This window comes from Streptomyces cupreus (genome assembly GCF_014257025.1).
Taxonomy (GTDB): domain Bacteria; phylum Actinomycetota; class Actinomycetes; order Streptomycetales; family Streptomycetaceae; genus Streptomyces; species Streptomyces cupreus.
On the sequence record NZ_JACMSF010000127.1, the window covers coordinates 1 to 7,494 of the forward strand.

The window sequence follows — 7,494 nt, forward strand, 5'->3', positions numbered from 1 at the left end:
GTGGTGGTCGTCGACGACCGGGCGGCTGGTGGCGTACGGGTCCGGTGTCATGCGGACCGAGCTGATGCTGCTGGACCGGGATCCGACGGTGGTGGCGCTGGCCTGCCGGCCGGTGGAACTGGTGTGGCGTGAGGAAAGCAAGGTCGCCGGTCATGCGCCGCAGCTGATGGCCAGGCTTCAGGACGGCAGCGGCCTGTTGCTCGACTGCGCGGGACGCAGCGGGCCCTCTGCCCGGCTGGCAAAGCGGGCACGGGTTGTGGCGGCTGCCGCGGAGGCAGCGGGCTGGTCCTACCGGCTCGCGGGGCCGCCGGATCCGGTGCTGGTGGCCAATGTGCGGTGGCTGGCTGGTTACCGGCATCCCCGGTACGCCGCAGGGCCGTGGATGCCGGCTCTGCTGGAGGCCTTCGGCAGTCCGCGGCCGGCGGTAGAGGCGGTGTGCGAGCTGGGTGACCCGATCTCTGTGTGGCCTGCGGTCTTTCACGCGCTGTGGAGCGGTGTGCTGCGGGTGCGGCTGGACGAACCGCTGCACGAGCGTGCCGTCGTCTCGGTCGCACGGCAGGAGGCCGAAGCGGCGTGACGCAGGCAGTTGTCGAGGTCGGGGCGCGCCTTCGCTACGACGGACGGGTATGGACGCTCGCCGTGCTGGAAGGCGCCCGGGCCACGCTGGTGACCGACGAGGGCGCCTCGGCGGTGGTGCTGCTGCCCTACCTGTTCGCCGATCCGTCCTTCGAGGTGGAAGGCGGACCGGCGCCGGGGAGGGTGCCGCCGTTCGGGCTGCTGGAGGAACTGCCGGAACAGGTGCGGGAGCGGGCTCTGGCGTGGCAGCGGCATGTGCGTGAGGTGGAGACCGGCTTTCCTGACGCTATCGGGCAGGGCGCCCCGCGTGAGCAGTTCGATCCGGCGACACGGAGCCTGGCCCAGCGGGAGCGGGCGAAGGCCGAGGAGTTGACGGCGGCGGGCTGGGCGGCCAGTACGGCGACGGTGCGCCGGATGCGGGCGCGCTACCGCAGCGAGGGCTTGTGGGGGCTGGTGGACGGCCGGGCGGTGCGGGAGCGGTCGGCGGTGGGGCGGGCCGATGAGCGGGTGGTCGCGGCAGTCAGGAAGGTGCTGGAGGGGCAGCGGGAGCGGTCGACGGGCACGCTGGTGCGGCTGCGCCGCCGGGTGGGGTGGCTGCTGGAGGAGGAGTACGGCGCCGGGGTGGTGGCCCTGCCGCTGGCGTCGACGTTCAACCGGCTGGTGCACGCGATGGCCGACGGACAGGGGCTGCTGGGGACAGCCACACAGCGGCGGTGGCATGCGTCGCGGCCGGCACCTCCGTTCACGCCGACGGTGGCACTGCGGCCGGGTGAGCTGGTGATGCTGGACAGCACGCCGCTGGATGTACTGGCGGTCCTGGACGACGGTGTGACCGGCCGTCTTGAACTGTGTATCGCGCTGGACGTGGCGACGCGCAGCATCTGCGCGGCGGTGCTGCGTCCGGTGGGCACGACGTCGGTGGACGCGGCGATGCTGCTGGCGCAGATGGTGGTGCCGACGGCGATGCGGCCGGGCTGGGACAAGGCGCTGTCCATGCAGCGGTCGGTCATCCCCTACGAGCGGCTGATCGCGTTGGACGCACGGCTCGAGGGGGCGGCTGCCCGGCCGGTGATCATGCCGGAGACGGTGGTGGTGGACCAGGGCCGGGTGTATGTGTCGGCGTCGTTCGTCTCGGCGTGCGAGAGCCTGGGGGTGTCGGTGCAGCCGGTGCCGCCGGCGAACGGCCCGGCGAAGGGAAACGTGGAGCGGACCTTCCGCGCGATTGCCGACGGGTTCAGCCAGTACCTGCCGGGCCACACCGGCTCGGATGTCTCCCAGCGGGGCGCGGCCGCGGAACAGGACGCCTGCTGGAGCCTGACGCAGCTTCAGGAACTGCTGGACGAGTGGGTCATCTGCGGGTGGCAGGAGCGTCGGCACGAGGCGCTGCGGCACCCGATGATGCCGCGGGTCGCCGTCTCTCCGAACGAGATGTGGGCGGCGCAGGTGGCGTTGACGGGGCATGTACCGGTGCCCTTGTCCGCCGACGACTATGTCGAGCTGCTGCCTCTTCGGTGGCAGGCCGTCAACGACTATGGCATCCGCTTCGGCTACCGCACCTACGACCATCCCGGCCTGAACCCCTACCGGCGCCGCCGCTCACCGCGGGCGGACAAGAACGGACGGTGGGAGGTCCACCACAACCCCTATGATCCGAACCGGGTGTGGGTGCGCCTGCCCGAGGGATGGCTGGAGGTGCCGTGGGTCCACGCGGGGGCGGTCCGGCGCCCGTTCACCGCGTTCACCTTCGACCACGTCCGCCGCACCGTGGAACGCTGGCATGGCCGTGAAGAGCACGAGGCGGCGATCGCCCAGGCACTGGATGCGCTGCACTGCGCCGTGCCAGCCAGGGACTGGGCAGCAGGCGAGAGCGGACGGTAGCCGCCCGGGCCCGGGCGGCCGCGCAGATGACCGATCCCTCCCCCGCCACCGCCCCGCAGCAGTGGCCTGCGCCTCTCGCGCCGGGGGCCTCGTTCGGGCTGCCTGGTTCCTTCACCGTCCCGCTCGAGGATGCCGACGGCTGGGAAATCGACGACAGCCTGGACGACATCGAGGACGACCCGGACGGCGAGGACTACCTTCTCGCCGGCCTCGCCGACGGCCAGGACGCCGCGGCAGGCCACGCGGATGAGGCATCCGAGCCGACGGCCGGAACAGCCCGGGACCAGGCCGCTGAGCAGACGCTGGACGCCGCCGAGGCGGGCGGCATGCGCATCTACGACCCGTACCAGGAGGCCCAGGCATGGTGACAGCGGCCCAGCCCGCCACCACGAGCATTTTCAGTCCGCCTGACCACGTGGGACGGGTGGCAGCAGTTCGTCGACACGCCCCACACAGCGGCACGGGACGCCGGCGACCAGGAATGGACGCTGGAGCAGCGGGAGGACTACCACGCGCGGTTCGTGGTGCTGAAGACCCCCGCGATGGACACCATCTCCACCGCGGTACGCCGTCTGCTGCTGCTCAACCGCGGCCAGCAGGGCGGAGCCCGGCGCGGCCTGATCATCTCCGGGCCGGCCACTACCGGGAAGACCACCGCCATGCAGCAGCTCGGGCGCACCGTCGAACTCGCCGACCGGCGCCGCCACCCGAACCAGGACGGGCGTCTGCCGGTGCTGTTCATCACCGTGCCCCCGTCCTCCACCCCGAAGATGCTCATCAGCGAGTTCGCCCGATTCCTCGGCCTGCCCGCCCTGGAACGGATGAACCAGATCCAGATCACCAACGCCGTGTGCGAGCTGCTGTGCGAGATGAGCACCCAGCTCGTCCTGGTCGACGACGTGCACCTGATGGACACCCGCAGCCGGGCCGGCGCCGAGACCTCCGACCAGCTGAAGTACCTCGGCGAGCGGATCCCGGCCACCTTCGTCTACTCCGGCATCGACGTCGAATCCTCACCCCTGCTGACCGGCGTGCGCGGCTCCCAGCCCGCCGGCCGCTTCAAAATCGTGCGCAACCAGCCGCTGCGCTACGGCAGCGCCGCGGACCAGCAGATCTGGCACGACCTGGTCCGCAGCATGGACAACGCCCTGCGGCTGCGCCACCACCGGCCCGGCACCCTGCTCACGCACGCCGCCTACCTCCACGCCCGCACCGGCGGCCGCATGGGCAGCCTCTCCCACCTCATCCGCGAAGCCGCTCTGGTCTCGCTGCTGGACGGCACTGAGAAGATCACCAAGAAGCTGCTCGAACGGATCGAGCTCGACAGCGCCGCCGAACAACGGGCCCGGGCACCGCACCGCCGCCGGATGCCCTCGCAACGCCAGCCCTGACCGGCGGCGTCTGCCTCAACCCTCCGTCCCGTCCCCCCGTTTGGCCACTGCCCGGATGCCAGCACATCCGAACCCTCCAGGAACGACCTCTGCCCCCTCATGCACTCTCCTCCACCACAGCCGCCGCGTACCGCGGCGGCACATCCGGGGCCGGTACGGCTCGCGCCGCTGCACGGCGAGACGAACCTCTCGTACCTGGACCGCCTGGCCGACCGCTACCGGCTCGGCGTCAGAGACCTCATCCCCGCCCTCCTCCAGACCGGCGGAGACCTGTTCAAGGGCTACCGCACAGACGGCGAGGTCTACCTCAACGCCGAAGCCCGCGCCCGCATCTCCGCGTTCAGCCGCGTCCCCGAGGAGATCCTTCAGCGGGCCCTGCCCGCCTGGGCCGCGCAGGAGTCCCTCTCGTCGGACAGGGCGGGGGCAGCCGGGCGGTTCCGCTTCGGGGCCGTGGTGCCGACCGCGGGAGAAGGCTGCCGGCTGTGCACGGCCGCACGCACCGGACGCACCAAACCCGCCCGGCTCTATCTGCAGCCGCACACCCGCATCTGCCCGCGGCACCGGCGCTGGATGCTCGGCACCCACTGGCTCGACGGCGCGCCGACCGACACCGAGCAGGTGGACCTGGCGGGGCTGGCGGAGGTGGTCGCGGCGCACCGGCGGCATCTGGATCTGCTGCGCCATCGGCCGGACGCCGTTCGTGCGTTCGAGGTCGCGCATGCCGTGGTCGTCTCCTGGTGGGCGCAGCAATGGTCCGAAGAAGAGCAGTGGCCTCGCCGGGTACGCCAACTCACGCCCCAGGGGGCCGATCCCTGCTGGTGGCGGCTGCTGGCCAGGGACGCGGTCACCTACCCCGAGACCGTCGCCCTCGCCTCAGTCCTCACCGACGAACGCACCAGGCAGCGGCTGCTCGCCGACACCGGCGGACACCTGCCCCACACGCTCGCTCACGTGCCTGGTCTGGTCGGCGAACTGGCGCGGGGCACGGGGCGGCCGTGGCTTGTTGAGCGGATCGCCTCGACCTCGGCCGGTCCTTTGCTGCTCTGGGTGCAGCACTGTGTACGGGCCAATGCGGACGCAGCCGTCGCCGACCGCTTGTGGACGCTGCACATGGCGCACCGGCCCCGCCCCATCGCCCGCGAACTCACCGCCTACCGCGACACCGCACAGCAGCCGGAGAAGGCTGCGGGCGGTACGCGGCTGCACCTCGGGCTCCGGCACAGGTCGGATCAGGCGTTCACGACGGGTCTGGCACACGCCCGTGGCTACGCCGCGGTCCACGGCCACCTCGCCGCCCCGATCCACAGCCGGTTCGACGGCTTTGCCCTGGGCCGATGGCTGTCGAATCATCGGAAGTTCCCAGCGATGCCGCCCGAACATGTCGCGGAACTCGAGGCGCTGGATCCGTGGTGGCGGCCGCCGTGGACGGTGATGTGGCAGCGCTTCTACTACCAGGCCCGTGACCACACCCGCGCCCGCGGACCCTTGCGGCCCGACCGCGGCTTCCCCACCACGAGCTTCAGCCTGGGCGAATGGCTGTACAACCAGTGCACCGGCTATGACCACCTGCACCCCGCACAACAACGCCTCCTGGCCGACATCGGCCTCACCCCTGAGGCGGTACAGGCGGCCCGGCCCCGCCGCAAGCACATGGCCACCCACTTCCAGCGCGCCCTCGCCTGCACCAGCACCTTCGCCAGCGCCCACGGCACCCTGGTGAACGCGACCACCGACACCGTCCAGGACGGACTGAAGCTGGGGCAGTGGCTATCCAACGAGCGCAGCAAAGACCGCACCTACCAACACCGTCACGGCACCCCCTCGCCCCGGGCCCTGGCGCTGTCGGCGATCGACCCGTGGTGGAACCCGCCCTGGACACTGGAATGGCAGCGCTCCTGGCACCAGGCACACACCCGCGTCCAAGACGGTCACGTCCTGGACGCCGCGGCCGGGTTCCCCGGCACCAGCAGCGTGCTCGCCACATGGCTGACCACCCAGTGCGCCCAGTACGACACCCTCCAGCCCGACCAGCAGGACCTGCTCGCACGTATCGGACTGACAGAGAAGACTGCCCGCAGCGCCGCCGTCCGGCCCGCCGAGCGCGAGACCGACTTCGCCGTCGGTCTCGGATACGCGCGCTCCTACCACGCGACGCACCGCACCCTCGCCGCCGCGATCGACACCGTCCACGACGGATTCCAGCTCGGGCGATGGCTGCGCCGGCAACGCCAGCACGCCCGTACCGACGCCCACCGGGGGACACCTCCCTCTGCCGCGGCGACGGCGCTGAACAGGCTCGATCCCTGGTGGTGCCCGCCCTGGAACCTGGCATGGCAACGCGCCTTGCAGCACATCCACGACCAGATCCAGGCCGGCCACCGGCTCGACGCCGACCACCACTTCCGCGGCTTCGCCCCCACCCAGCGCGCCTGGCTACGCCTCCAGCGCACCCACTACGCCGACCTCCACCCCGACCAGCAGCGCCTCCTGGCCGACATCGGCCTCACCCACGAGACCGTCCATACCCGTCCCATCAACCCGTACGCCGAGACCGCACTCGCGCACGCCCGCGCCGCCGCCCACCACACCCTGGCTGTGGCCTACTCCACCGTCCACAACAGCTTTCCCCTCGGCCGCTGGCTCAACGACCAACGCCAACAAGCCCGACGCGAGTCCACCCCCAACGCCCGCCACCAGGCCCTCACCGCGATCGACCCGTGGTGGAACCCGCCCTGGGACCTGGCCTGGCAACGCGCCTACACCCGCGCCCGCACCACACACGACCAACCCGGCCGCCCACCGGCCGACGTACGACTGTGGATCACCGCACAACAAACTGCCTGGCCCGCCTACGCCTCGAACAACACCAACTGTTGGGCGAGATAGGAGTCCACAGCGGCAACACCGCCGACCGACCCCGCGCCACCAGACGCGTCTACCCCCTCGGTCCCGGCCTGGGCCACGCCCGCGCCTACGCCGCCACCCACGGCCACCTCGCCTGCAGCAAAGACACCCGTCACGACGACTTCGCACTGGGCGACTGGCTGACACAAAAACGCCGCGCAGCCCGACAAGGACGCCTCTCCCCCACCACCACCCACGCCCTCGAAGCCATCGACCCTTGGTGGTGCCCGCCCTGGCCCCACACCTGGCAACGCACCTACCAACAAGCCAAGTTGCACCACCACACCGGCCAGGACCACCTTCCCGCCCTCCAGCGATGGACCGAGCAGCAACGCACCCACTGGAACACCCTCCACCCCTCCCAGCAGGAGCTTCTATCCGCCATCGGCATCCACCGCAGCACCTGACCGCCTCCACCAATCTGCAGCGAGGCAGCAACGCGGCCAGGCACGCTATACCGATGAGCGACGCGCGCTTCTTCAACGACGAACCGTTCCTCGACGACGAGGGGTCCGACCTGCTGGGGCGCGAACAGTACGCGCAGCACGCGGTGGAGTTGCTGGGGCGCGTCCGGGCCCAGACCGAAACCGGCGTCCTGGCTTTGATCGGTTCCTGGGGTTCCGGAAAATCGACGGTCCTGGGCAAGGTGATACGCCTCCTGCAGCGCCAGGACGACCGCGAGTGAACCGTTCCGGGTTCGGTAGAGATCTCAGATGTTGGTTGTGACCTGGGCTTTCGTGGCGCT

General features: G+C 71.1%; 7 protein-coding genes. All 7 read left to right on the plus strand.

Annotated elements, in window-relative coordinates; translation table 11 throughout:
- Window positions 1-577, plus strand: a 577-nt coding sequence (locus H4N64_RS43560) for a TnsA-like heteromeric transposase endonuclease subunit (protein ID WP_260860410.1), incomplete at its 5' end; no start/stop codon positions are given.
- Entirely contained in the window at window positions 574-2,454 is a 1,881-nt protein-coding gene (locus H4N64_RS43565; RefSeq protein ID WP_260860418.1) for a transposase, read from the plus strand. The genes H4N64_RS43560 and H4N64_RS43565, both read left to right, overlap by 4 nt.
- Window positions 2,455-2,480: 26 nt before the next feature.
- Window positions 2,481-2,822, plus strand: a complete 342-nt coding sequence (locus H4N64_RS46165) for a hypothetical protein (protein ID WP_260860412.1) — start codon at window positions 2,481-2,483, stop codon at window positions 2,820-2,822.
- 153 nt (window positions 2,823-2,975) lie between these two features.
- Window positions 2,976-3,845, plus strand: coding sequence for a TniB family NTP-binding protein (locus tag H4N64_RS43570; protein WP_336246975.1), 870 nt, complete (start codon window positions 2,976-2,978; stop codon window positions 3,843-3,845).
- Between the two features lie 99 nt (window positions 3,846-3,944).
- Window positions 3,945-6,731 carry a Helicase associated domain protein gene (locus H4N64_RS43575; RefSeq protein ID WP_260860413.1) on the plus strand — a complete coding sequence of 929 codons (2,787 nt, stop codon included), beginning with the start codon at window positions 3,945-3,947 and terminating at the stop codon, window positions 6,729-6,731.
- Entirely contained in the window at window positions 6,719-7,156 is a 438-nt protein-coding gene (locus H4N64_RS46170) for a helicase associated domain-containing protein (RefSeq protein WP_260860415.1), read from the plus strand. Before H4N64_RS43575 ends, H4N64_RS46170 begins: the two co-directional genes overlap by 13 nt.
- Window positions 7,157-7,209: 53 nt before the next feature.
- The gene (locus H4N64_RS43580; RefSeq protein ID WP_260860417.1) at window positions 7,210-7,434 is read left to right on the plus strand and encodes a KAP family NTPase; all 225 of its coding nucleotides are present in this window, start codon (window positions 7,210-7,212) and stop codon (window positions 7,432-7,434) included.
- The last annotated feature ends 60 nt before the right edge of the window (window positions 7,435-7,494 follow it).

Bases quoted from the DNA above. Each gene is read 5' to 3' on its own strand.
- H4N64_RS46165 (WP_260860412.1), top strand. From the start codon at position 2,481: ATGACCGATCCCTCCCCCGCCACCGCCCCGCAGCAGTGGCCTGCGCCT.
- H4N64_RS43580 (WP_260860417.1), top strand. From the start codon at position 7,210: ATGAGCGACGCGCGCTTCTTCAACGACGAACCGTTCCTCGACGACGAG.
- H4N64_RS43575 (WP_260860413.1), top strand. From the start codon at position 3,945: ATGCACTCTCCTCCACCACAGCCGCCGCGTACCGCGGCGGCACATCCG.